The sequence below is a fragment of the Arenibacter algicola genome (genome assembly GCF_018860365.1).
In the GTDB taxonomy this organism is placed as follows: Bacteria; Bacteroidota; Bacteroidia; order Flavobacteriales; family Flavobacteriaceae; genus Arenibacter; species Arenibacter algicola_B.
Map to the genome: position 1 here is coordinate 306,040 of NZ_JAHKPO010000003.1, position 25,895 is coordinate 331,934.

The window sequence follows — 25,895 nt, forward strand, 5'->3', positions numbered from 1 at the left end:
GACGTAGATGTTGTTTGTTTCCCTGCCGATAATATTTTAAAATTAAACTTTAGATGGAGGAAAAGAAATTGGATATTAATACCATTATCGGTTTTGTACTGATTTTTGGTATTCTTATTTTTATGTTTTGGCAGAACCAGCCAACACCAGAAGAGCTGGAAGCCCAAAAGGCAAAACAAGAGCAACTGGAGGCTGCTGAAATGCAAAAGGTAAATGCGGCCAAAGAGGAGATTGCCCAACCCAAAACAATCGATCTACAAGATTCAATGGCCGTAGCAGGTTACAAAAGTGCCATAGGTGCCTTTGGTTATACGGCTCCTTCAGAGGGAACAACAGTGTTGGAGAACGACGTTGTTTATTTGGAAATAAGCAACAAGGGAGGCCAGATTATCGAGGCGAAGATGAAAGGGTACGTAACCTATGATTCCATTCCCGTTTATTTAATAAAAGATGGCAATGCCAATTTTGCGCTTAATTTCAGTACTTCGGACAATAGGGTTTTAAATACCAACGACCTGTACTTTGAACCAACACTTTCCAAATCTGGTGAGAATCAGGTGTTGTCCATGAAAGCCAAAGTGGCATCGGATAAGTTTCTGGAATACCGGTACGAAATGAAACCTGATGAATACCTCATTGGTTTTGCAGTACGCTCCCAAGGCTTAAATGGTATCGTAAATAGTTCTAAGCCTATTGATTTGGATTGGAAAATGAAGGCAATCCGTCATTCCAAAAGTATCCAATATGAAAATAGATATACCAGGGTTACCTATAACCACGATGGGGACAAAATAAGTAAATTATCCGAAGGTAGTGAGGATGAGGAAACGGAAGTGGATGTAAAATGGATTTCTTACAGGCAACATTTTTTTAGTTCTATTCTTACCAATGCCAATAAGTTTGAAACGGCTAAACTGAATTCAGTAAATTTAGTGGAGGAAGAAAGTCACACCCAACAATTTACCAAGGAGTTCGCTGCCGAGGTGCCTTTGGAGTTGCAGGGCGGTGAGTTTGCCTATAATTTTAATTGGTACTACGGGCCAACGGATGTAAAGGTTTTGGCGCAGTACAAGGAATTGGGACTGGAAGATTCCATTCCATTCGGTTGGGGTATTTTTGGATGGATAAACAGATATATCTTTACCCCTGTATATACTTTTCTAAGTTCGTTCCTGCCTTACGGTATTGCCATAGTGGTCATGACCATTTTGGTAAGACTTATAATGTCGCCAGCTACTTATAAATCCTACTTGTCCCAAGCCAAAATGAAGGTATTGAAACCTGAGATTACAGAGCTTAATGAGAAGTTCAAGGACAATGCCATGAAAAAGCAACAGGAAACCATGAAATTGTATAATAAGGCCGGGGTAAGCCCTATGAGTGGTTGTGTGCCCGCTTTGTTGCAGATGCCAATCTTCTATGCCCTGTTTATGTTTTTCCCGACTTCCTTTGCGTTGAGACAGAAGCCGTTTTTATGGGCAGATGACCTTTCTTCCTATGATGCAATAGCGCAATTGCCGTTTACCATTCCATTTTATGGGGATCATGTAAGTTTGTTTCCAATTTTGGCCTCTGTTGCCATATTCTTTTATATGATGATGACCACAGGGCAGAATATGCAGACGCAACCCGGAATGCCCAATATGAAATTTATTATGTATTTGTCTCCCTTGATGATGTTGGTTTTCTTTAACAACTATGCAAGTGGACTAAGTTTATACTATTTTGTGTCTAACTTGATTACCATTTTTATTATGCTGGCCATCAAGAATTTTATTTTGGACGAGGACAAGATCCATGCCCAGATACAAGAGAACAAAAAGAAGCCTAAGAAGGAAAATAAGTTTCAAAAAAAGATGCGCGAGATGATGGAGCAGGCTGAGGAACAGAAAAAAATAGGCAAGAAATAAGTCTATATTTTCTTATAACATACGATTAAAGTGCTTGAATTTTTTCAAGCACTTTTTTTTGTACCTAATTGATGTGCTTAAATTATGGGATCAGTGTACTCGGATAATTATATAAATAAAAACCCCGGCCAGCTGGTCGGGGTTTTTAGCATTGATTTGGTTTAGTTTGGTAAGATTTGGGTCTCCAAAGATTGTTCTTTTTTAAACTGTAAAAAACTATTAGTTGTAAAGTGGTCTTTTTAGTATGCTAAAGTGGCTTCTTTTGTTGTATGGTTGTTTTTTTGATTTTAATTCTCCTTTTTTAAGGTGGGTGGTACTCTAATTTTAATAACCTGGTTTACTTAAAAAAAGATAGACCTAAGGTCTAATTAATTCCAGTCCTTATAATTTAATGGGTGGCAATCTATCATCGCTTAGTAAACGGATATCCCCTCAATTGTCATTGAACTATATTTTTGAGGGAAGCAAATTCCAATTTTGTATTTTTGCATGGTAATTGTAAGCCTGGAATGGTTTGCAGCGACCAAGGGTAAACAATAAAATATTACAGATGCAAAAGGTGGTAGTCGGACTTTCCGGCGGTGTAGATTCCAGTGTTACGGCATACCTATTAAAGGAGCAAGGGTATGAGGTTATTGGCCTTTTTATGAAGAATTGGCATGACGATTCCGTGACCATTTCCAAGGAATGCCCTTGGTTGGAGGATAGTAATGATGCCCTTATAGTCGCGGAGAAGTTGGGAATACCCTTTCAAACGGTAGATTTAAGTGCCCAGTACAAGGAACGCATTGTAGATTATATGTTCAGGGAATACGAGAAAGGGAGAACACCAAATCCAGATGTGCTGTGCAATAGGGAAATAAAGTTTGATGTGTTTATGAAAATTGCCATGCAGCTTGGAGCTGACTACGTGGCAACTGGACACTATTGCAGAAAGGGTGTTATTAAAAATGAGGACGGAACGGAAACATACCAGTTGCTGGCCGGTGCGGACGGAAACAAGGATCAATCCTATTTTTTATGTCAGCTATCCCAAGAGCAACTTGCCAAAACCTTATTCCCTATTGGTGAATTACAGAAACCTGAAGTAAGGAAAATTGCTGCGGAAAATGATTTGATCACTGCCGATAAAAAGGATTCCCAAGGGCTTTGCTTTATAGGGAAGGTACGTTTGCCAGAATTTTTGCAACAGAAGCTAAGACCCAAAAAAGGGGTAATCGTGGAAGTGCCGGCGGTATTGGAGCAGTACGCGAGTACAATTCCCCAGTTTAATTCCAAATTGGAAGAATTGGCCTATTACGCTGAAAAGCCACACTATGATCTAACCGACGGAAAGGTGGTAGGGGAGCATCAGGGAGCCCATTATTTTACAAAAGGACAGCGCAAGGGATTGGACGTGGGTGGTACCAAAGAACCCTTGTTCGTAATTGAAACCGATGTTGACCAAAACGTAATCTATACCGGTCAAGGGAAGAGTCACCCCGGACTTTACCGTAGGACTTTATTTGTAAACAATGATGAATTGCATTGGGTACGCACGGATTTGGCTTTGGAAGTGGACCAAACTATGGAGGTTATGGCCAGGATAAGATATCGTCAACCTTTACAAAAGGCAACACTTTATAGGGTGGATGCTGGTTTGTATGTAGATTTTGTTGAAAAACAATCGGCTATAACGGAAGGGCAATTTGTAGCCTGGTATATTGGAGAGGAATTGGTAGGTTCAGGCGTAATCTCCTAATATGGACAGGGTTACCCTTTTTCTAATTATAATAATCTCTTTTTGGGGAAGGGCACAAGAGCATGCATGGGTATATTTTAAAGATAAGGACCAGGTAGAGGAGTCCATTTCAAATCCATCTAGTATTTTATCTGAACGGGCAATACAAAAAAAGAATAGATTTAATATTGTCATAGACGAAAGGGATATTCCGGTCAACGAGGCTTATATAGCCCAATTAAAACTTCAAGCGGGGATTACGGTCAAGGCCAAGTCCAAATGGTTCAATTGTGCTCACGTAATTGGCAGTATATCCAATATTGCGGCTTTAATGGACCTTCAATTTGTAGACCGTATTTTTTATGCCGATAAAAGTATTAATGCCAAATCTACATCGGTATCGGAAAACCAACTCGATAATCATACCTATAAATTTCTGGAACAAGAAGTCGATTTTATATACGGGCAAAGTGATACTCAGGTAAAACAGTTGGGGGTAGATGAATTGCATAAAAATAACTTTACCGGTGAGGGTGTTTTAATTGCCGTTTTGGACAGTGGTTTTCCCAATGTGGACCAAATGATTGCATTTACGCGTCTACGATCTAACAATGATTTATGGGGAGGATATGATTTTGTAGACCGATCTACAGATATTTACACGACTAGTGGAGATGATCATGGTACTATGGTATTGTCCGATATGGGGGGTTTTGTGGATGCGCAATTTGTAGGAACCGCTCCGGACGCCAGCTATATTCTCTTTAGAACTGAAGATGGGGCAACGGAAACTCCAGTGGAAGAAAGCTATTGGGTGGAGGCCGCTGAGCGGGCAGATAGCCTTGGGGTAGATATTATTAACAGTTCGTTGGGCTATAGTACTTATGATAATCCAAGGTATAATTATTCTCCAGCGGATATGGATGGAAATACAGCTTTTATTTCCAAAGGGGCGAATATAGCAACGGAAAAAGGGATATTGGTTGTGAATTCTACCGGGAATTCCGGTGATAGCTCTTGGGGTATTATTACGGCACCGGCAGATGCCAATGTATTTGGTGTTGGAGCGGTTGATGCCTCTGGCAATTATGTGGCATTTAGTTCCAGGGGGCCAAGCGCCGATGGTAGGATTAAACCAGATGGGATGGCCTTGGGCAAGGGAGCAACGGTAATAAGCCCTGATGGCCGATTGGTAAAAAATAATGGAACCTCCTTTTCTTCGCCCATAATGGCCGGTGCCATCGCTTCCTTTTGGCAGGCGTTCCCGGAAAAAAACAATCTTGAAATTATGGCAATGGTACGGGAATCGTCTTCCCGTTATCAAAATCCAAATTCTGAAATGGGTTATGGTATACCCAATTTTTCAGCACCCTTGGGACTTTTGGGGATAGATGTTTCAAATGCTGAAGATGAATGGTACCTATTTCCGAATCCCTCCAAGACCGAGTTTCAAGTACAGCTTCCGGAGACCTATGGGAATGCGCATTTAACTTTGTTCGATACCTACGGAAAACGTATCCTGGAAAGGCAATTTAATCAAGGTAACGAGGAAATATCTGTAGAAACTTTAAGTAGGGCCATGTATATTGTACATGTAAATGTTGATGGGGTTCGCAAGGAATTTAAATTGATAAAAAACTAATGGGAAATAGAATTACCGATCTTTTTGGAATTCAATACCCCATAATTCAGGCTGGTATGGTATGGGCCAGTGGATGGCGTTTGGCATCTGCTGTTTCCAATGCCGGCGGATTGGGGATAATAGGAGCTGGGTCCATGTATCCGGAGGTACTTCGGGAACATATAGAGAAATGTAAGTTGGCCACCAATAAGCCTTTTGGGGTCAATGTGCCCATGCTATATCCGGATTTAGAAAAGCTTATGGAGATCATAGTGGAGCTGGATGTGAAAATTGTATTTACCTCTGCAGGAAATCCAAAAACCTGGACTACATATTTAAAGGACAGAGGCATTATTGTAGTGCACGTGGTGAGCAGTGTAAAATTTGCGCTAAAAGCTGAGGAAGCTGGGGTAGATGCCATTGTAGCGGAAGGTTTTGAAGCTGGTGGGCATAATGGTAGGGATGAGACTACCACACTAACATTGATTCCTGCGGTAAAAGAAAAAATAAGCATCCCTTTAATAGCAGCGGGGGGAATAGCAACTGGCAGATCCATGTTGGCCGTTATGGTTTTAGGTGCCGATGGGGTGCAGGTGGGCAGTCGATTTGTCGCGAGCAATGAAGCTTCGTCCCATCCCTTATTTAAGCAAAAAGTAGTAGAGGCCGGTGAAGGTGCCACGCAATTGACTTTAAAAGAGTTGGCTCCGGTACGATTGATCAAAAATAAATTCTATAGTGATATACAAAAAGCCTATGCCGGCTGTGCAACAGTAGAGGAACTGAAGTCTCTATTAGGTCGGGCCAGGGCCAAAAAAGGTATGTTCGAAGGCGATATGGAGGAAGGGGAATTGGAAATAGGCCAGGTGGCCGCCATAATACATGAAATAAAACCCGCTGCCCAAATTGTAATGGACATGATGGAGGAGTTTACCATTGCCAAGGCAGAGGTGAAGCATTTGTAGAAGAGATATAGGTTTGGTATAGTGCTACAGCCGAATAAAATAACCCAATTTGGGAAAAAAGATCTTCGAACATATTGGAGGTTTCCTTAAAATGTGCGTTGATATTTATAGGACAGAAGTTTTTAAAGCTATATCTGCATGTTTCCAGGCATTATTAAATTCTTGTTTGATCTTTTTTGCCTCCGCTATTTTGCCTTGACCAACAAGGCTTTCATGTAACCCCATTAAAGACCAGCCGTTTTGACGGAGTATTTCCAGGTCTTCCATATATACTTTTTCAGCTTCTTCATATTTTTGAGCCTTTAATAAAACGGCACCTAAAGTCTGCCTTACTGGTATATGCCATGCTGTAGGTTCGCTATAAATTAACTGGTCTTCATAATATACCGCTTGCTTTAGATATTCCAAGGCCTCTGTTGTATTGCCTTCTGCATGGGCTATTTCACCGGAAACAACCCCATGTGCAATTTGGGCTATACTTGAAGATGGATTGGTGTAATTGGCCACAACAGTTTCCAATTCTGGGTCGTTCTTCATTAGCCTAAGGGCTTCCAGTTCTTCCTTGGCCTCTTTGATGTTATTTTTCCTGACAAAGGCAATTCCCCTTGCGTAATGCCAAATAAGTTTAAGGTGTTTATATTGATCTCCTGGATAAGGTATGGTCAGAATTTCATTCCACTTTCCAAAGCGGGTATAAGCCAACAGTGGTGAAGAAGCAAAATCTTGTAAGAATGGCAAAGTTGCCATCTCGCCAATAGGTACTTTTTCCGCTGTTTTTTTTGCGGCGTCAATAGCTAGGTCACTGTTGCCCAAGAGGGTAGAGGCAGACCATAGAAAGTGTAGATTGTGCGGGTAATATCCCAATGGATACATGCCCTGGGAATAACATTGGGAGATATAATCCTCATCTGCCAAAATAGCTGCTTGATTTACCTTTACTGCATCCTCATACCTACCTACCCTTATATAAATATGTGAAGGCATATGTACAATATGGCCTGCTGCGGGCATTAGGGACCCTAGTTTATCCGCACTGGGAACAGCGAGGTCCGGTTTAGGAAGTTCCACCATATGAATATAATAATGATGGGCTCCTGGATGGTCGGGATTCAGGATCATTGCACGCTCCAAGGCAGCTTTTCCCTTTAGTGTATTCGGTGCTGGGTTACCATCATTGTCCCAATAATTCCAAGGCATAGTATTCATAATGGAGGCAGCGTACAAGGTCTGTATATGGGCATCATCTGGAAATGCTTCCACTACTTTTTCCATGGCACTCATATAGGCCATGTTCAATTCTGATATTTCTTTTGTTAAGTCACCACTATATCTATGGGTCAAAGCTTCTATTAAAGCTTTTTCCTTGGGAGAACTGCTTTGGGACAGGTTTTTGGCTCTTAATATTGCTTCATAAGATTTTTTCCTGCGCTCTTCATCTGGCATAGGGTCATTTATATTGGGGCCTAAGGCGTAGGCCTGTCCCCAATAGGACATGGCCGACTTAGGGTCTAGGCGCGATGCTTCCATAAACGAACGGTGAGCTTCGGCATGGTTAAAAGCATAGGTAAGTTTTATGCCCTGATCAAAATAAGCTTGGGCCTTTTGGTCTTTTGTGCTTATGCCGAAATGTAAATTACCTAGGTTCTCGAACAGCGGTGCAATTTGTTGGGTGGTATCCACATTGCTCAATAGGAATTTGGCAACGGTACATTTCATTGAGTAAAAACTGGCTTCCTGCGTTACCTCCAATACCTTTGGAGAGGTTTGAGGCGTCCAAAAATAGGCTATGGCCAATAAAACTATGGCCAATATGGAAAGACTCAATTTAGTTTTCATGACGTTGAAGTTTTAGATTGATGTTATTAATTCCTTTTTGGATTTCCAAGACATTACAATGGGGCAAACTATGTTTGAAGATAGGTTGCTTTGATATAGAATAGAGACTGTCTAATTGCAATGCCAGGGGGAATTTGTGATCGCTGACTTACAGGGGAGATGGAAAACTAATTTTTCCTATATCTAAAAGTAGTGAATTTCAGGGGGTTATACAAGTGTTAATTGGTTATTGAAGCAAAGCGACCAAAGTTTATATTCCAAAAACTATGATCTGGCCATTAATATGAATTATAGGGTCAAGAATGTTTCATAGGGAAATTTTTTGGCCATATCTTCTTTTAAGCACCAATAATTTTTTGGACAATACTTTGCGCTTTTGCCACTTCATCGGCATGGACATAAATTTCCTGGTTCCCTTGAATGGCAGATCCAAAACCTGCCAACCGTCCAGATTCGGATTCATCCTTTATCACCGGAACTATGCCAATTTCCTTGAGTTGATTTACTATGGTCTGTGCCAAAATAAAACTACCTGAAAATATGCGGGTATAATTTGAATTCATTTTTTAGTGTTTGTATACTGTCGTTAAGATACAAATTTTATATAATCCCCAGTGCAAGAGTATTTGTACAGCAGGCATTAGTATCTTTGTGGCCAATGAAAAGTATATTAATCGGTATTTTTATTTTTATATCTGCTTTGCCATTGAGTGCTCAAATAGAGAAGGATAAGGCCTTGCATTTTGGAGCTGGTGCCATAAGTGGAATTGTAGGTGCTACAATAGCTGATAAAGTTTCCAGAGGAGATCCCTATTGGAGATTTGCCGGGGCGATAACGGCTAGTTTGTTGGCGGGCTTGGCCAAGGAGGCCTATGATGAGAATAAGTACAAGGGTTGGGATAATGGAGATTTGGCAGCAACTGTATTGGGTGGTGTTACTGCAGGGGTTACTATTAATATTTTCTCCAAAAACAGGAGAAAAAGAAAGAATAAGGTGGTGCTAAATTCATTTGAAGAGTAAACAAATATAATCAGGTACATTTCATTACCCCACTTCCAATAATTAAATAAGTCCCCGCGCTTTTATTTCCAAATATTTGTTGATGGTGTTTATGGTCAAGTGCTCTGGTTTTGTTAGTATGGTCTGTATACCGTATTTCCTTAATTCGTTAACGATTAGCTTCTTTTCATAAACAAATTTCTCTGCAATTGTTTTTTCAAATATTTGTTGAATGGTCTCAGCCTTTTCATCGGTAAATTTGATCAATTCAGTGTTTTCAAAGAAAATGACCACTAATAGATGTTGCTTGGCAATTGCCTGTAGGTAGGGAAGTTGTCGCTGTAGGGCATCCAAGGTCTCGAAATTGGTATAGAGTAGTATTAGGCTCCTGTGGGTAATATTTCTTTTAATATCGGCGTATAATCGGCTGTAATCACTTTCTACGAAATTGGTCTCCAAATTGTAAAGTGTTTCCAAAATAAGGTTCATTTGGGAACTCCGTCTCTCGGCAACTACCCTGTTTTCAATCTTCTTGCTAAAGGCGAACATTCCGGCCTTGTCCTGCTTTTTAAGGGCAATGTGGGAAATAACCAATGTGGCGTTAATGGCATAATCCAATAAGCTGAGTCCGTCAAAGGGCATTTTCATGACCCTGCCCTTATCAATTATGGAATAAATAGGCTGCGACTTTTCATCCTGATACTGATTTACCATCAGCCCACCTTTTTTTGCTGTTGCTTTCCAGTTAATGTTCCGGATGTCATCGCCTAGGACATAGTCCTTGATTTGCTCGAACTCCATTGTATGACCAATGCGGCGAATTTTCTTAAGGCCATATTCGAAGAGTTTATTGGTAAAGGCCATTAGGTCATACTTCCGCAATTGTAGGAAGGAGGGGTACACAGGGACTTGCTGTTCATAACCAAAAGTGTACTTTTTGGATATGAAGCCAATAGGGGAGTGGGCGAAGACGTTTAAATTCCCAAAGGAATATACACCTCTTTCAGTAGGTCTTAGGTAATATCTGAACACCTTTTCCTTTCCTTTCCCAAGAGTAGTGGAAATACCGAAATCGCGCTTTTGAAATTGATGGGGAATTTCATCCAAAATCTTCAAACCGACCGGGAACAAATATGAATTGAATAAGCTTATTTTAATTTCGTTTTCATCCCCATTGGAAAGTTTTTCGGGAACTGAACGTTGGCCCTTTATTCCACCCTTGGAGGCAAATACCAAAATAATATCGACTAAAAAAATTAGGGCAAAAACATAGAATAACAATTTTATTGCCCCCAAAATATTAGGCACCATATAGGATATCAGGAAACCTATGACCAAACCAGTCAATACTATAAAGAACCTCTTTTGAAGATAGATGTTTCTTAGGATTTTTTTCATTTCCTTTATGTAACTATAGATATTTTAATGCCGACAGGTTTTGACTGTTATCTTGGAATTTCAATGGTCTCCATAATTTGTTTAATCACTTTATCCGGGGTAAAACCTTCCATTTCCCTTTCTGGTGTCAATATAACTCTGTGCCCTAATATTGGGGTTGCCACCTTTTTAATATCATCAGGTGTTACAAAATCGCGTCCGTTAATGGCTGCCAATGCTTTGGAGGCGTCCATGATAGCTATGGAAGCCCTGGGAGAGGCCCCCAGATATAGGTTGGCATTGTTGCGCGTATTGTGGACGATTCCGGCAATATATTTCATTAAATTGTCCTCTATTATAATTTCCTTGATAGTCTCTTGGTAGCTAGCTATTTGGTCAGCGGTAAGCACCGAAGTTATTAAGCTTTCCAAGTTTTTATTTTTTTGACGATGTTTGCTTTCCAATATCTCTATCTCTTCCTCCAGGGATGGATAGTTTACCTTAATTTTAAAAAGGAATCGGTCCAATTGTGCTTCCGGAAGTCGGTAGGTACCTTCCTGTTCAATAGGATTTTGGGTGGCAAACACCAAAAAGGGTGGCGTCATTTCATAAGCATGTCCATCCATAGTGATTTGACGTTCTGCCATAGCTTCAAACAAGGCTGCCTGCGTCTTGGCGGGTGCACGGTTTATTTCATCTATGAGAATAATATTGGAAAATAAAGGACCTTTTTTAAACTCAAATTCCGAAGTCTTGACGTTAAAAATAGACGTGCCCAATATGTCGCTTGGCATTAGATCCGGTGTAAATTGTATTCTGCTAAAGTCTACATTCATAGTCTTTGCCAAGAGTTTGGCAGTAACGGTTTTGGCTACTCCCGGTACCCCCTCAATTAGGGAATGCCCATTGGCGAGGATAGAAATAATCAGTAATTCTATCATGTCCTGTTGCCCTATGATCACTCTTCCCAATTCCGATTTTATCTGTGCCACCGATGTCTGTAGCTGATCAAGGTCTATTCTGCTTTTAAATTCGAAAGGCTTGTTGTCTTCCTCATGCCGACTTTCTTCCATGTATTATTTTTTGAATTGATTTAATTTTTTGTTCAGATGAATTACATCCTGTTCACTGTGATTTTTTTTGTTTTTAAGAAGCACTATCATATCTAAAAGGTCCTTGACTTCTGATAGAGGTTTGTCCGATCTGGCCGAAAGTACTGTCGCGGTTTTCTCGTTGATCGTTTCGGTGTTAAGGTGGTAATTACTTCTAAGGTGCTCTAGAAAAAAGTTAATTTTTTTAAAGATCAAATCTGTATAGTCCCTGTGCTCATAGTAAAGCCCTCCTACAGTTTTGGCAAATTCAATGGATGAATTCTCCAAAGGTTTAATTACCGGAATGATGCGTTGCTCCCTTTTGGCCTTGAATATTACAAAAATCAATAGCCCGACCATACCCAAGTAATAGGCCCACCTTAGGGGCACTTGATTAAGTATAAAGCGCATAGGGGAATCTATGACTACCCGTCCTGATTTTTTATAATTATCCCAATATACATCCAAATCCTTTAGATAGGAAAAGGCATTTGCCACATAGTCCTTATTGCCCTTTAGCATATAGTAGTTGGTAAACGCCTGTGGGGTAGAATTCAGGTAAAAATGGCCCTTGCCGAATCTTACCTTCACAAAATTGGTGCCCTTGGTCCGTTCATTGGATCCAGAAGATAAAGTTCCTTGTTCCGATTTAAAGGTAATATACCCTAAAACAGTTGTGTTTAAAGTATCCACGGAAGTAAAATGCGTATTGTAAACTCCACGCTTCAAGGGATAATTTTGTTTGGAGAATGAATTGTTGGTAAGATAGGTCAGAACGGTATCCTCTTGTATGTAGTATTGGGTTTCTACTTCAATGTTCAAGGTGTCCGCAAGGTAGGTCCCAAAGTTGGAGGCAGCAATAAAGGTATCGTTGCCGTCGTGCACATATTGAAGTAATTTATGGGTCTCTTGTTTGTCCAGGTCCAGAAAATCATTGATCAATAAATAGTTGGAGGCGATGGTGGAATCCCTTTCCGCAAGGATATTGTACAAACTTTCACTGGTAGTATGTATTTTTTGTTCTGGGAATAGATTGGGAAGTTCATTGAACAATACATAGCACCCAAAAGGTATTTTGTCCGAGGAAGTATAGGATGGCCTCCAGTTCAAGGGCTTGGGACGTACAATTTCGGTTACTACAATACCAATAAGTACCGCAAGGAACAACCCAAGGATTATTTTGGAACGCTTATCCATGGGCACTTATATTGTTTAGGTTGGTAAATGTCATCTGGGCGGCCCGGTATTTTTGATCGTCTATTTCCTGTTCTCCGTACCAAATATGATCGTATAGATAGGAAACATCTTTAAAGAGTAGCCTTATTTTAGGGGCTTCTATTTCTTTTTCGTAGTCCTGGTTGGTTTTTTCATAATGCCATTCAATGACCTGCTGTTGGGATAGTGTTTTTAATACTTTTAGGTATTGATAGCGAATGGCCAATCTGTAATTCTTTTGCTGCACGGCATCAGTTATCATAACATTCAGGTCCAGGCTTTCTATGTGTTCCTCTGCCAAGTTTAAATTTATGATTGCCGCCTCCTTTTTTCTAAATATGGCTGAGGCATTTTCTCCGGTCAGGAATTTTATAAGCAAGTATATGGCCAAAGCTCCCATTAGCCCATAAATTAGGTATTCCAATAATTTGGTAATTCCCGGAGGGATGTCAATACCAAAGACATCCCTGAGCCCGTTCATAACCCAGTTGAGAAAACGGGCAAGTAAATTTTGTGAATCCCCGTCCTTGATGTCGTAGTTAAACTCTTTTCCTTGATATTTTTGGATAAGATTTTCATCCAATGTTCGCAATACCAATTTACTGTTGGTATCTTGGGTTAAGGGTACCGAATCTTTTTCCCCTTGGGCCAACCCGGAGAATAGGATGAAAAAACAATAAATGGCGGCAGCTAATCTTATCACTGGTCTTAAAGTCCTATTTGGTCTATTTTGCTTCTTGAATTTAAATTATATGTTTTTTCGTGCAGGGAAAAGTACAATAGTCCATTTACGAACTGTGATAAACATTGTGAATAAACCGCTATTATCAAGAATAGGCAGGTGCCCAAAGTGTAAATGATGGTGGGTACCACGGAAGCTCCTAGATCAACATCGTTTTGAACTACGTGAAAAGTGTAGATACCTATAAGAATCCCGGGAATCATAATGACCACCATGAACAAAAGACCAATTAAGAACCCTAGGATAAAATTAACCCCCACGGACCTCCAAAAATTTTTGGTCACCAAGTTCCAACCTTCCCCAAGGGCATCGGTAACACCTCTTTTTTCTTTCAGCATAACAAAAAACGATACTCCAACCCAAGCCATTACGAAGTATTGAATTACATATTGTGCAAGCATTCCCACTAGCGGAATAAAGGTCAAGATTATGGCTGCGATCATAAGGCCAAAAAAGAGCAACATCAATATCAATATGAAAATAACAATGCTTCCCAAATTATTTTTTACTTCTTCCCAAACGTCGGTTTTATCAAAATTCTGTCCTTTTCGTTCTTCGTATTTTATCATATAAGAAGTGCTGAGACTATAATTTAACACAGCCACCATTAGAAAAATTACAAAGAACAAAATACCTCCAAAGATAAAGTACATAATATAGGCTTCGCTACCGGAACCTACTACGTCCAAGACTGTGTTTTGGTTATTGGTGATTAGGCCTATTACCCCGGACACCAGTAAATAGCTAACGACCAACAGTCCTATTAGGAAAATACCATTGTAGCTTAGAAAAACATTGGTAAATTTTTTAAGGTTTTGTTTAAAGAATTCGAAGTAAACATTGATGATATCCCCAAAGTCCCTATTAACTCTTAGTTCAATAAATTTTTCCTGGTTTTTGACTTGCATAAGATTGGTTTAACAAAATGGGATAAATGATATAATAAAAAATGATTAGGAGTAAAGACCCGCCTATAATTAAAAACGCCAACCAAGAGGGCATATTGGAATAGCGGGTTATAAACCCTTCTATAAATCCGGCAATAATAAAAAAGGGAATGGTGCTTACCACTACCTTTAATCCGTCCTTGGCTCCCTTCATAAAAGAAACCCTTCTGGAATAGGTTTTGGGAAATAGGATGCTATTCCCCATGATCAATCCGGCACAACCGGCTATAATGATTACCGAAATTTCTATGGTTCCGTGTAGCCAAATCTGTTTGTTTGCCTGATAAAAGACATCTTGAGTGTAAAAAAAAGTGATGAACGCCCCTAGCATTACACCATTGCTAAACAGAATATAGGCGGTGCCAATACTGGTAATTACGCCAAAAGAAAAGGCCATAAAGGCTACTTTAATATTGTTTATGGTAATCCCTAAAAAAGTACCAATTTCACTGCCCCCTTTATATATGGCCGTAGGGTCTCCGCTGGCAATATTGTTCAGGGTCTCATTAACATAGGCATCACCTAGGATCAATCTTACAAAGGTATCATCGTTCATAACGGAAATACTGCCTATAGCGCTGGCAATCATAAATATTAGGAAGGCGATACCCAAGGTTTTATGATATTGTCTAAAGAAAAGTGGGAATTCTGTTTTCCAAAAATCCACTATTCTGTTCCGGCTCTCCTTTTTGTTTTTATATATTTTTTGATGTGCCTGGGATGCCAAGGAGTTTAAGTACAATAATGTCTTGCTTTCAGCGTAATAAGTCTGTGCGTAGGCAAGGTCGTTGGTCAATTGAATGTAACCATTGGCAAGTTCGTCCGGGCTAATGTGGGCATTATAGTTGATAGCCTTTTCAAATGCTATCCATTTTTCTTTATTTTGCTTCACAAAAGCTGCCTCACGCATACTGGGATAATCCTTTAAAAAATAAAAATAGTACTAATATGTCCAAACTTCAAATCAATACAACGCAAAATGTAAACCTGGATTATAAAATTGTTGGTATTGGAGAAAGGATCGTAGCTTTTTTAATCGATGGATTTATACTATATCTCTACGCCATACTGGTGCAGTTGATAGGAAGGGCCATAGGTTATGTGTATGATGATAGTTGGACACAAATAGGGTTGGTAAGCCTTATTTTTCTTCCGGCCATGTTTTATAGCTTAATATTGCACTCACTTTTCAATGGTCAAACGGTGGGGAAAATGCTAATGAAAATAAGAGTGGTAAGATTGGATGGCTCCCCTGTACATTGGTCCAATTTATTGGTTAGGTGGATGCTGCGTGTTGTGGATATTTGGCTTTTCTTCGGGTCCGTAGGATTGTTGACCATTTTATTTACCGATAAAAAACAAAGATTAGGGGACGCCGCCGCCGGTACCGTAGTCATTAGTACAAAAAAATCAGTGAAAATTTCACATACCATTTTGGAAGAGGTAGAAGAAACCTATGCCCCTAAGTTTACCAATGTAACCCTTTTAACAGATAAAGATGTTCGCCTAATAAAGGAAACCTACCATATTGCCAGAAAAAGCCATGACTATAAGACCATGAAGGCCTTGAGGGATAAAGTGGAAAGTGTTTTAAATTCCAATTCGGACTTATATGACGTGCAATATATAGATGCCGTATTAAAAGATTATAATTTTTATACCCAAAAATCATAGCCCATGCTCTATTTTGTAATTGATATATTAGGAATAATTTCCTTTGCCATTTCTGGAGTTTTGGTAGCTATTGACAAAAAATTAGATCTTTTTGGGGTCTTTATCATAGCCTTTGTAACGGCGACCGGGGGTGGTACTTTAAGGGATTTGCTAATTGGCAATACTCCAGTATTGTGGATGCAGGAGCCCACCTATGTTTATGTGATTGCCGGAACCGTTGTTTTTGCCATAATTTTCAGGAATCAATTGAAATATGTACGCAGGTCACTGTTTCTTTTTGATACTATTGGTATAGGCCTGTACACTATGGTTGGCATTTCTCATGGGTTACAATCGGGCTTGCCACCGGTAATGTGCATAGCCCTTGGTACCATAACGGCTTGTTTTGGAGGGGTAATACGCGATATATTATGTAATGAAATACCTGTAATATTTAGAAAGGAAATTTATGCCACGGCCTGTATAATGGGTGGTGTTAGCTTTTTCCTCATTCGCAAATTGCCCTATGATGATGCATATGCCTATGTAGCTACCATATTGATCGTCATTGGGATCCGATTACTGGCCGTTAGATTCAAAATATCCCTTCCAAGTATCTACCGTAGTGTCAAGGAAGGGTAGTGGTTTTTATGGATAGGTTGCAAGTAGAGGGTAGGAATAGGACTGTTTGCTTTCTATCTATTTCGAATTATTTACCCCTATTAAAAAGCTTCCGCTTTTAGAATATAGATATTTTGGGAAGGCCAATCGCCGTTGTCCACAGGTTGGCTGTTTATTTTGTCTACCACATCCATACCGTCTATTACCCTTCCAAATGGGGTATATCCACCGTCCAAGTGATAGGAGCCCGGTTTGGTAACCACGATAAAGAATTCGTAAGGAGATGCCAATTTATGGGGATTGTTGATTTCACTGCTTGGCATGGATACAACTCCCCTATGGTGCTTATGCCCTTTTCTTGTATCCGGAGGTAAAAGATATCGTCCTATTTTTGACCTTTTTTCCGCCGTTTCCACATTGTCGGCATTTCCTCCCTGTATTATAAAGTTTTTAACCACTCTATGGAAATAGGTGTTGTTAAAATACCCCATTTTGGCAAGGTAGATAAAGTTGGCTTTATGGTATGGGACATTGTTGAACAACTCAATAGTAATTTCCCCTAAACTAGTGGTAAGTTTTACCTTGTTCTCCTTTAAGGTTTTGCTGTAATTAAAGAAAAACTCAATGGCATTATCCTCCGTTAGCTCAAAGGCCTCTTCTTCTTTTTCATCTTCTTTTGCAGGCACCTCGGGAACAATGCTATCTTTTTTAATATTGTTTTGGGGAAGCTTGTTTTCTTTGGTAGTCGGCTGATCTTTGCAGCTCCCTAAAAGGAACATAAACAATATTGCAAATAGTGAAATCTCTTTAAGTGCCATGTAATTTGTGTTATTTTTTAAATGAGTGTTAAATGATTAATATCGCCCAAGGGTTGGTTGTTTTTTAATTAATTTGCTGAAAAATTACAAAATTAGAATTTGTGCATTTTGACGATTTTTCCAACAGAGTATCAAAAATAGAAAATCTAGAACTTCCTGGGAGTGCTTCACATTATAAAATGGCCCCAATGTACAGGATAAAAGAGTTGGAGTCCGGTAAAATCGTAAAGAAAAATCCTAGGCAGGCTGCAGTAATGGCACTCTTTTACCCTAATATGGATTACCAGACCAACCTTCTTCTAATATTACGAAATACCTATAAGGGCATACATAGCAATCAGATAGCATTGCCCGGTGGCAAGGTAGAAAAGTTGGACCTAAATTTGTTGGACACCGCCCTGCGCGAAACTCAGGAAGAAGTGGGGGCAATTCGGGAGCAGATTACTGTAATCCGTTCCATGAGTGAAATCTATATTCCTCCAAGCAATTTTGAGGTTACGCCATACCTCGGGCTGTATAAAAAGGAGAAGCCGTTTTTAAGGCAGGTAGATGAGGTGGCAGCCATTGTTGAGGTTCCTTTGCATGATTTTATGGATGATAAGAAAATATTTCATCAAATTTTGAATACTTCATATGCCCAGAATGTAGAGGTACCAGCCTTTAAATTAAATGGTTATACGGTGTGGGGTGCAACAGCCATGATGTTAAGTGAAATTAAGGAATTGTTCAAACAAGTGTTATAAGTTACTTATTTTGTAATTTTGAACGTTAACAAAAAAAATATGGGCCTGTTTAAGAAAAATCCGTTTGGACATAATTTGTTTTTGAAGAAGTGGCTTATACGCATTCTGGCCGTTATCACCCACAAAAGATATAGGGGATTTAATACCATTGAAATTGAGGGGTCGGATATTATTAGAAAACTACCTCCGCAAAATGTTCTTTTCGTAAGCAACCATCAGACATATTTTGCCGATGTGGTAGCAATGTTCCATGTATTCAACGCCAGTTTAAGCGGAAGGGAAGACTCTATAAAAAATTTGGGGTACATATGGCAGCCCAAGTTGAATATGTATTATGTGGCGGCGGCAGAAACCATGAAAAAGAGTCTATTGACCAAGATTTTGGCCTATGCCGGTTCTATAAGTGTAGAACGAACTTGGCGGTCCGAAGGTAAGGATGTTAACCGGAAGGTTAAATTTAGCGATATATCCAATATTGGTACGGCCCTTAATGACGGTTGGGTAATTACCTTTCCACAGGGTACTACAACACCGTGGAAACCTTTGAGAAAAGGGACATCACATATTATTAAAAAATACAAACCTATTGTGGTTCCTGTTGTTATAGATGGTTTTAGAAGATCATTCGATAAAAAAGGACTGCGCATTAAAAAGAAAGGAATTCTACAGTCCATGGTAATCAAGGAGCCATTGGATATTGATTACGAGAATGAATCTTTCGATTCCATCATTGAAAAATTGGAATATGCCATAGAGCAACATCCTTCCTTTTTAAAGGTTATTCCCAAAAGTGAGTTAATGGCTTACGAAGAGGAAAATAAAAAACGGAAATTCAGGGTTTAAATATCCATTTCCTTCAGTTCCTTGTAGTTCTTCTTAAGTTTCTTTAGGAGGATTCCGTAAAGTAAAAAATAAATGCATCCCATTACCAGGGTAACAACTATCCCGAGAACAACCACTGTAGATATCAAAATGGTCTTTAATTTTTCAGGGCTAATATTTTCTGGATAATAGTTATATCCCATCGCGGCCATAGGGTCTTCGTTCAAGTATATTCCTACGGCCATGACAATAAAGGACATGAGTATCAGGGACAAACAAAAAATAACATAGTATTTAACGGTCTTTCTGGTCTTTAAAATATTGGATAGAAGTTTTTTGGCATTGTCCAAAGTTGATATTTCCCTATATCTTCTATAAAATTGAAAGATAAAATACAGTACCACGGTATATTGAACCACGTTGGAAATCAATAAAAAATTCCCCAGGCCCAGATCTTTCCAAACCGCCAAATTTTTGGACATAGAAGGAAGAAAGTACAATAAGTGGGGCACTAAAAATTCGATAATGCTTATTAAGAAAATCCATTTAACGATGGAAGACGATTTCTTCCATATCATTTTATAAATCTCATCAAAGGACAGTTGAGGCAATTGCTTGTCTTTCTTTTGCCAATCCCTTTTTAATAATTCCAGTTCATCCATCATATGGCTAGGGATTTAAAATGGTTTTTAACTTGTTTTTTATTCGGTTCATTTTCACTCTGGCATTTACCTCGGTAATACCCAAGGTTTCCGCTATTTCTCTATAGTCCTTGTCTTCCAGGTAAAGAAAGACCAAGGCCTTGTCTACATCCCCTAATTGCCTTACCGCATTGTACATCAGTTTAAGTTGTTGTTCCTCGGTAGGGTCGTATTCGTCCGCTGTTATTTTAAACATGACCGACTCATAGTCTTGGGTCGGTATACTTTTTTTTGATTTTCTATATAAGGTTATGGCCGTATTCAGGGCAACACGATACATCCAGGTACTAAATTTAGATTCTCCCCTAAACTTGGGATAGGCCTTCCATAATTGAATCGTTATTTCCTGAAATAAATCATTATGAGAGTCCCTGTCATTGGTATACAATGTACAGACCTTATGCACAATATTCTGATTGCACTCTAATTCCGTAACAAATTGATGTTCCAAATCTTTGGTCACTCGGTTCTAGTAGTTAGTTGATGATTAGTAGTAGAAAATATATTTTTGTTACAACCAATATATTTTTTTTAAAAGGGTTAATTGAAAATTAATAAGGATTTACTTCATTGGACAATATATTTCATCTATCCGAATGGTATAATCGTTGGTTAAAGTGGTGTGCTGTTCTATTTTTGGGGAATCTAAATATACTTAAATCCAATATTCTTCTTCTTGATTAGTTTGCGAATGTTTAAATTTACCCATATTTACATATATGAATATTCCTAAGACTAGTTTTCCAAGAATTGTTATTGTAGGTGGTGGTTTTGCAGGCATTTCCATTGCCAAAGGGTTAAAAAACAAAGAGGTGCAGGTTGTACTTCTGGATAAACATAATTATCATACTTTTCAACCCCTGCTTTATCAAGTATCTACTGGGGGGTTGGAGCCAGATTCCATTGCTTATCCTATAAGAAAAGTTTTAAAGGGCTATACCAACTTTTTCTTTAGGCTGGCCAATGTTGAGGAAATAAGAACCGAGGAGAATACTATTGTAACCAATATAGGTGCTTTGGAATATGATTATTTGGTGATTGCCACTGGTTCTGAAACAAATTATTACGGGAATAGGGAGATTGAAATAAATAGTATGGCCATGAAAACCATACCCCAATCATTAAACCTTAGAAGTTTAATACTCGAAAACTTTGAGCAGGCACTTCTCACCGATCAATATCATGAAAGGGATGCACTAATGAATTTTGTTATTGTGGGGGCGGGACCTACCGGAGTGGAATTGGCCGGTGCCTTGGCGGAAATAAAAAAAGGGATTTTGCCCAAGGACTATCCGGATTTGGATACCAGGCGGGTACAAATTCACCTTATTCAATCCGGAGATCGTATTCTTAAGGAAATGAGTGAAAAAGCTTCCCGAAAAGCGGAGGATTTTTTGGACGGACTTGGTGTTCAGATTTGGAAAAATACAAGGGTAACGGGCTATGACGGCAAAACGGTTACCACAGATACAGATGTTAACTTTGAAACAGCGACCTTAGTATGGGCAGCTGGTGTAAAAGGGGTTGAGATTAAAGGTTTGAATGCCAAGGATCTATTGGTGGGAGGAAGTAGAATTCCGGTGGATGAATTCAATAAGGTGAAAGGACATAATAATATTTTTGCTGTAGGGGATGTGGCCTGTATGCAGACGGAGGCTACGCCCAAAGGGCACCCTATGATGGCCCAGCCTGCAATGCAGCAAGGAAGGAACCTGGGAGAGAACTTAGTGCGATTATTGGAAAACAAGCCCTTAGAGCCCTTTGTTTATAAGGATAAGGGCAGTATGGCTACCATTGGAAGGAACAAGGCAGTAGTGGATATGAAGAATATTAGATTCCAAGGCGTTTTTGCATGGTTTGTTTGGATGTTCGTACACCTTTTCTTTCTCATAGGTTTCAGGAATAGAATGGTGGTCTTCGTGAACTGGGTATACAACTACGTTCGGTTCGATAGGGAGGCCCGATTGATCATTAGACCCTTCAATAGAAATTATAGCGCTTTTAAAGATTAGGAGTAATTAACCAATAAGTTTTATTGTCTAATCGGTTATTCCGCTTTTTCTTGGATGGTATTTATTCATTACTTCGGCCAAATGTGAACGATCTACATGCATATAAACTTCCGTAGTAGTAATGCTCTCATGGCCGAGCATTTGTTGAATGGCCCTCAAATCTGCCCCATTCTGCAATAAGTGGGTAGCGAAAGAATGCCGAAAAGTGTGGGGGCTTATAGTTTTTTGTAGCCCTATTTCCTGTGCAAGTTGTTTTATAATGGTAAAGATCATGGCACGGGTCAATTTGTTCCCTCGACGGTTTAAAAATAAGATATCTTCAGCACCTTTTTTAATGGCCATGTGTACACGAATTTCCTTCCTATATATGTTTATATATTTTTTGTTGATTTCACTAATGGGAACAAAACGTTGCTTGTCACCTTTTCCGGTAACCTTGATAAAATCCTCTTCAAAATAAAGGTCCGATAGTTTTAAGTCCAACAACTCTGAAACCCTTAGCCCACAGCCGTAAAGTGTTTCCAAAATGGCCCTATTGCGCTCTCCTTCCGGTTTGGAAAGGTCTATGGCCCCAATTAGCGCATTAATCTCCTCCTCGGAAAGGGTATCGGGGAGTTTACGGCCAACTTTGGGGGATTCTATCAACTCCATTGGGTTGTCTTGGCGATAATCTTCGAAAACCAAGTAATTAAAAAAGCTTTTTAATCCCGATATTATCCTTGCCTGGGATCTTGGGTTTACATTTTTTGCCAGTTCGTAAATGAATTGTTGAATGGTTTTTTTATCAATATTTAAAGGGTTTTCTACGATTTCATGGGATTCAAGAAATAAAATTAATTTCTCAACATCCAAAACATAGTTACTTATGGAATTCTTTGATAGACCACGTTCCAAATTTAGGTAATGTTGAAAATCCTGAAGGGCTTGATTCCATTTCATAGGCTAAATATAAAGCACTTTTTTGGGTTCGAATAGTATTCATATACATTAACTGTTCCGTGGTATCCAATATTCTTCTTTTCACAACTTTCATTTTATTGAAGGGATATACTCAACTAAGTTTGGCGGCATATTAATTAATAATAATATAATCCAATTATGAAAAAAGTTTTATTAGTAGCAATGTTTGCTGTAGGTGCAGTGTTTCAGGCAAAGGCCCAGGACGGAACCCCAACTGCCAAAGGAAAATATCTTATTGAGGCCAATACCGGTTTCGGTGGAGGAGGTTTAGGTGTTGGACATACCGCAAATACAAGTTTCGGTTTGGTTTCTATTGACGGCACCACTATTTGGTCTATCGGTGCTGAGGGAGGTTACTTTGTTGGGGATGATCTGGCTGTGAAGGTTGGATTAGGTTATGCCGACACAGATGGAAGCAATTCTTTTTCTTATAAGTTGGGAGCCAAGTATTATATAAATAGTTCCATTCCTGTTCAACTGGACTTTACGGGCGCGAGTATAAAAGATTTGGATGAAAATCCTTTATGGCTTGGTATTCAAGGTGGTTATGCCATTTTCTTAAATGATTTTGTTAGTGTAGAGCCAGGTTTGCGATATAATTTAAGTTTAAATAAAGATTTTACGGAGGAAGGGATCTTGGAATTTAGAATAGGGTTCGCCTTACATTTCTAGTTTGAACTTCAGTAAATTTGACTCTTTAAGTAAAGTATTTAAAAGTGGAATCAAGAATTTGCTTCCACTTTTTTTATGAATTACAATTTCTTACATTTATCCCATGAAGATTATCATTGTCAACGGACCAAACCTTAACCTTTTGGGCAAACGCGAGCCCGAGGTTTACGGAAAAACCACTTTTGAGGAGTATTTTGCCACTTTGCAATTCAAGTTCAAGGAGGTGCAATTGGAATATTATCAGTCCAATATAGAGGGTGAAATCATTAATAAATTACACGAATGCGGTTTTGAAGGATATGAAGGTATTATCCTGAATGCCGGTGCATATACCCATACGTCCATAGGTATTGGCGATGCTATAAAAGGAATTACCACTCCGGTGGTAGAGGTGCATATTAGCAATACTTTTGGGAGGGAGGAGTTTAGACATACCTCCTATATTTCCCCAGCGGCCAAAGGGGTTATTTTAGGCTTTGGGTTAAAAAGTTACGACCTGGCCATTCAAAGCTTTTTGAATAAAGTCTAAGGTTGTAGACTGGGTGAAGAAAATAATAGCCATTTAAGTTGATTACAGTAATTGTACAATATCAGGGACGTACAGTTATGCCTACTGAAAACTGCTTACTTAATACTGTCAACTACCTACTGCCCACTATTTATAGCCATTTGCGGCTTTAGATACTTCTTGTCAACATAAAAAGTACCAAAAGGAACAAGGGAAGCAATAAATAGGATGGCAAACATCTTTAGGTCCCACTTTTTTTCTATGCAGACCACGATTGCCAGGACCACATAGGCCATAAAAAGGAATCCATGGGCATACCCAATATAGATGTTGGGTTCTGGTATTTGGGCCATGTATTTTAAAGGCATTCCAATACCAAAAAGCAGTAAATAGGAAATACCTTCGAGAATTGCAGTCAAGCTAAATATCTTCAACATATCTTTTTCGGTAATGTTCTTGATCTAATTATTTTTTAGCCCCGTCAGGCTTTGGGTCTAACGGGGCTAAATTGTTAAAGGACTATGCCTTTAGTATAAATTTATATATGTATTACTTCCCCGTACGCATGTGCAACAGCTTCCATTACCGCTTCGCTCATGGTAGGGTGTGGATGCACAGCTTTTAGGATCTCATGGCCTGTAGTCTCCAATTTACGGGCCACTACAGCTTCGGCAATCATGTCCGTAACTCCTGCGCCGATCATGTGGCATCCTAACCATTCGCCGTATTTGGCATCGAAAATTACTTTCACAAAACCGTCTTTGTTACCGGAAGCACTGGCTTTTCCACTAGCTGAAAATGGGAATTTACCAACTTTTATTTCATATCCCTTTTCAATGGCCTGTTTTTCGGTAAGTCCAACCGATGCTATTTCAGGAGAGCAGTAGGTACATCCTGGGATATTACCATAATCCAAGGGCTCCACATGCATATCCGCAATTTTCTCCACACAAAGTATTCCTTCTGCCGAGGCAACATGGGCCAAGGCCTGTCCTGGAGTTACATCACCAATGGCGAAGTATCCAGGAATATTGGTCTGGTAATAATCGTTTACCAAAATTTTATCCCTATCCGTTGCAATTCCAACATTTTCCAAACCAATATTTTCGATATTGGTCTTGATACCCACGGCAGACAATACAATATCGGCCTCTAGGATTTCTTCCCCTTTACTAGTTTTTACGGTTGCTTTCACCCCAGTTCCAGAAGTGTCTACCTTGGTTACCTCGGAGGAGGTCATAATTTTTATTCCGGTCTTTTTAAGGCTACGTTCCAATTGTTTGGAAATTTCTTCGTCCTCTACCGGTACTACATTTGGTAAAAACTCCACTACGGTTACCTCTGTACCCATTGCATTGTAGAAATAGGCAAATTCGATGCCTATGGCTCCACTGCCCACTACAAGCATTTTTTTTGGCTGTTTGTCCAAGGACATAGCCTCACGGTAGCCTATAATTTTTTTGCCGTCCTGTGGTAAACTAGGTAGTTCCCTACTACGTGCACCTGTAGCAATAATAATGTTATTGGCCGAATACTCGGTCTCTTTACCGTCATCCGACTTTACACTTACCTTTTTGCCTGGTTTTAAGGTTCCATAACCTTGAATGACTTCAATCTTATTTTTTTTCATCAAAAATTGAACGCCTTTACTCATACCTTCCGCAACGTTCCTACTTCTTTTGACCACCGCATTAAAGTCTTTGTCCACACCTTCGGCCTTTAGTCCGTAATCGGCTGCATGAAGCAAATATTCGAAAACCTGAGCGGATTTCAATAATGCTTTGGTAGGGATACATCCCCAATTTAAACAAACGCCACCAAGACTTTCTTTTTCTATAATGGCAGTCTTAAATCCCAATTGAGAGGCTCTGATTGCGGCTACATAACCTCCAGGACCACTACCTAATACAATAATATCGAAATTGCTCATTTATATTTTTTTTGATAAATAAATTATGAAGTCG

Annotated in this window: 26 protein-coding genes; 12 read left to right on the plus strand and 14 right to left on the minus strand. The window is 39.3% G+C overall.

The annotated features are described in order from the left end of the window. Positions 1-53: 53 nt before the first annotated feature. The 4 genes from yidC (at position 54) to KO529_RS03305 (ending at position 6,213) form a co-directional block, all read left to right on the plus strand. Complete coding sequence (gene yidC, locus KO529_RS03290) at positions 54-1,910, plus strand: membrane protein insertase YidC (protein WP_215946486.1); 1,857 nt, start codon at positions 54-56, stop codon at positions 1,908-1,910. Between the two features lie 550 nt (positions 1,911-2,460). Beyond that, on the plus strand, positions 2,461-3,651 hold the full coding sequence (mnmA, locus tag KO529_RS03295; protein WP_215946487.1) for a tRNA 2-thiouridine(34) synthase MnmA: 1,191 nt from the start codon (positions 2,461-2,463) through the stop codon (positions 3,649-3,651). A 1-nt stretch (position 3,652) separates the two neighbouring features. Next, a complete protein-coding gene (locus tag KO529_RS03300) occupies positions 3,653-5,272 on the plus strand; it encodes a S8 family serine peptidase (protein ID WP_215946488.1) in 1,620 nt (539 codons plus the stop codon). Beyond that, the gene (locus tag KO529_RS03305; protein WP_215946489.1) at positions 5,272-6,213 is read left to right on the plus strand and encodes an NAD(P)H-dependent flavin oxidoreductase; all 942 of its coding nucleotides are present in this window, start codon (positions 5,272-5,274) and stop codon (positions 6,211-6,213) included. The genes KO529_RS03300 and KO529_RS03305 overlap by 1 nt, the downstream gene beginning before the upstream one ends. 105 nt (positions 6,214-6,318) lie before the next feature. Here KO529_RS03305 and KO529_RS03310 read toward each other — a convergent pair whose 3' ends face one another. Then, positions 6,319-8,049: a tetratricopeptide repeat protein gene (locus KO529_RS03310; RefSeq protein WP_215946490.1), complete on the minus strand. Its 1,731-nt coding sequence runs from the start codon at positions 8,047-8,049 to the stop codon at positions 6,319-6,321. Positions 8,050-8,387: 338 nt separating this feature from the next. Further along, on the minus strand, positions 8,388-8,612 hold the full coding sequence (locus KO529_RS03315; RefSeq protein ID WP_215946491.1) for a putative signal transducing protein: 225 nt from the start codon (positions 8,610-8,612) through the stop codon (positions 8,388-8,390). A gap of 95 nt (positions 8,613-8,707) precedes the next feature. On the opposite strand from KO529_RS03315, the gene KO529_RS03320 reads away from it, so the two are divergent. Further along, on the plus strand, positions 8,708-9,070 hold the full coding sequence (locus KO529_RS03320; RefSeq protein WP_215946492.1) for a hypothetical protein: 363 nt from the start codon (positions 8,708-8,710) through the stop codon (positions 9,068-9,070). 42 nt (positions 9,071-9,112) lie between these two features. Here KO529_RS03320 and KO529_RS03325 read toward each other — a convergent pair whose 3' ends face one another. Genes KO529_RS03325 through KO529_RS03350 form a run of 6 tightly spaced genes read right to left on the minus strand, consistent with a single transcriptional unit; the run spans position 9,113 to position 15,331 of the window. Continuing rightward, the gene (locus KO529_RS03325) at positions 9,113-10,447 is read right to left on the minus strand and encodes a DUF58 domain-containing protein (protein WP_215946493.1); all 1,335 of its coding nucleotides are present in this window, start codon (positions 10,445-10,447) and stop codon (positions 9,113-9,115) included. 47 nt (positions 10,448-10,494) lie between these two features. Then, positions 10,495-11,499 carry an AAA family ATPase gene (locus tag KO529_RS03330; RefSeq protein ID WP_215946494.1) on the minus strand — a complete coding sequence of 335 codons (1,005 nt, stop codon included), beginning with the start codon at positions 11,497-11,499 and terminating at the stop codon, positions 10,495-10,497. Between the two features lie 3 nt (positions 11,500-11,502). Next, positions 11,503-12,714 carry a DUF4350 domain-containing protein gene (locus KO529_RS03335; protein ID WP_215946495.1) on the minus strand — a complete coding sequence of 404 codons (1,212 nt, stop codon included), beginning with the start codon at positions 12,712-12,714 and terminating at the stop codon, positions 11,503-11,505. After that, complete coding sequence (locus tag KO529_RS03340; protein WP_215946496.1) at positions 12,707-13,435, minus strand: DUF4129 domain-containing protein; 729 nt, start codon at positions 13,433-13,435, stop codon at positions 12,707-12,709. Before KO529_RS03340 ends, KO529_RS03335 begins: the two co-directional genes overlap by 8 nt. 5 nt (positions 13,436-13,440) lie before the next feature. Further along, on the minus strand, positions 13,441-14,382 hold the full coding sequence (locus tag KO529_RS03345) for a hypothetical protein (RefSeq protein WP_215946497.1): 942 nt from the start codon (positions 14,380-14,382) through the stop codon (positions 13,441-13,443). Next, a complete protein-coding gene (locus tag KO529_RS03350) occupies positions 14,351-15,331 on the minus strand; it encodes a stage II sporulation protein M (RefSeq protein WP_215946498.1) in 981 nt (326 codons plus the stop codon). Before KO529_RS03350 ends, KO529_RS03345 begins: the two co-directional genes overlap by 32 nt. A 38-nt stretch (positions 15,332-15,369) precedes the next feature. On the opposite strand from KO529_RS03350, the gene KO529_RS03355 reads away from it, so the two are divergent. Together KO529_RS03355 and KO529_RS03360 are read left to right on the plus strand one after the other, a co-directional pair. Beyond that, on the plus strand, positions 15,370-16,095 hold the full coding sequence (locus tag KO529_RS03355) for an RDD family protein (RefSeq protein WP_215946499.1): 726 nt from the start codon (positions 15,370-15,372) through the stop codon (positions 16,093-16,095). Positions 16,096-16,098: 3 nt separating this feature from the next. Continuing rightward, positions 16,099-16,716 (plus strand): trimeric intracellular cation channel family protein, encoded by a 618-nt coding sequence (locus KO529_RS03360; RefSeq protein ID WP_215946500.1) that lies wholly within the window; start codon positions 16,099-16,101, stop codon positions 16,714-16,716. 80 nt (positions 16,717-16,796) lie between these two features. Here the strand turns inward: KO529_RS03360 and KO529_RS03365 are convergent, their stop codons facing one another. Further along, on the minus strand, positions 16,797-17,513 hold the full coding sequence (locus KO529_RS03365; RefSeq protein WP_215946501.1) for a peptidylprolyl isomerase: 717 nt from the start codon (positions 17,511-17,513) through the stop codon (positions 16,797-16,799). 101 nt (positions 17,514-17,614) lie between these two features. Here KO529_RS03365 and KO529_RS03370 point away from each other — a divergent pair, with 101 nt between their 5' ends. Then, complete coding sequence (locus KO529_RS03370) at positions 17,615-18,256, plus strand: NUDIX hydrolase (RefSeq protein WP_215946502.1); 642 nt, start codon at positions 17,615-17,617, stop codon at positions 18,254-18,256. A gap of 39 nt (positions 18,257-18,295) precedes the next feature. Then, complete coding sequence (locus tag KO529_RS03375; RefSeq protein WP_215946503.1) at positions 18,296-19,099, plus strand: lysophospholipid acyltransferase family protein; 804 nt, start codon at positions 18,296-18,298, stop codon at positions 19,097-19,099. Here the strand turns inward: KO529_RS03375 and KO529_RS03380 are convergent. Next, a complete protein-coding gene (locus KO529_RS03380; RefSeq protein WP_215946504.1) occupies positions 19,096-19,743 on the minus strand; it encodes a hypothetical protein in 648 nt (215 codons plus the stop codon). The two genes, KO529_RS03375 and KO529_RS03380, sit on opposite strands and share 4 nt — an antisense overlap. Positions 19,744-19,747: 4 nt before the next feature. Continuing rightward, positions 19,748-20,242 carry an RNA polymerase sigma factor gene (locus KO529_RS03385; RefSeq protein ID WP_031442937.1) on the minus strand — a complete coding sequence of 165 codons (495 nt, stop codon included), beginning with the start codon at positions 20,240-20,242 and terminating at the stop codon, positions 19,748-19,750. A 256-nt stretch (positions 20,243-20,498) separates the two neighbouring features. Between KO529_RS03385 and KO529_RS03390 the strand changes: the two genes are divergently transcribed. After that, positions 20,499-21,791, plus strand: a complete 1,293-nt coding sequence (locus tag KO529_RS03390) for an NAD(P)/FAD-dependent oxidoreductase (RefSeq protein ID WP_215946505.1) — start codon at positions 20,499-20,501, stop codon at positions 21,789-21,791. A gap of 27 nt (positions 21,792-21,818) precedes the next feature. On the opposite strand, the gene xerD is transcribed toward KO529_RS03390, so the two are convergent. Continuing rightward, entirely contained in the window at positions 21,819-22,730 is a 912-nt protein-coding gene (gene xerD, locus KO529_RS03395) for a site-specific tyrosine recombinase XerD (RefSeq protein WP_215946506.1), read from the minus strand. A gap of 159 nt (positions 22,731-22,889) precedes the next feature. Here xerD and KO529_RS03400 point away from each other — a divergent pair, with 159 nt between their 5' ends. Together KO529_RS03400 and aroQ are read left to right on the plus strand one after the other, a co-directional pair. Further along, a complete protein-coding gene (locus tag KO529_RS03400) occupies positions 22,890-23,423 on the plus strand; it encodes a hypothetical protein (RefSeq protein ID WP_215946507.1) in 534 nt (177 codons plus the stop codon). A 103-nt stretch (positions 23,424-23,526) separates the two neighbouring features. After that, positions 23,527-23,952, plus strand: coding sequence for a type II 3-dehydroquinate dehydratase (aroQ, locus tag KO529_RS03405; RefSeq protein WP_215946508.1), 426 nt, complete (start codon positions 23,527-23,529; stop codon positions 23,950-23,952). Between the two features lie 116 nt (positions 23,953-24,068). On the opposite strand, the gene KO529_RS03410 is transcribed toward aroQ, so the two are convergent. Together KO529_RS03410 and lpdA are read right to left on the minus strand one after the other, a co-directional pair. Then, the gene (locus tag KO529_RS03410; RefSeq protein WP_215946509.1) at positions 24,069-24,368 is read right to left on the minus strand and encodes a DUF3817 domain-containing protein; all 300 of its coding nucleotides are present in this window, start codon (positions 24,366-24,368) and stop codon (positions 24,069-24,071) included. A gap of 101 nt (positions 24,369-24,469) precedes the next feature. Continuing rightward, positions 24,470-25,861, minus strand: a complete 1,392-nt coding sequence (gene lpdA, locus KO529_RS03415) for a dihydrolipoyl dehydrogenase (RefSeq protein WP_215946510.1) — start codon at positions 25,859-25,861, stop codon at positions 24,470-24,472. Between the last annotated feature and the right edge of the window lie 34 nt (positions 25,862-25,895).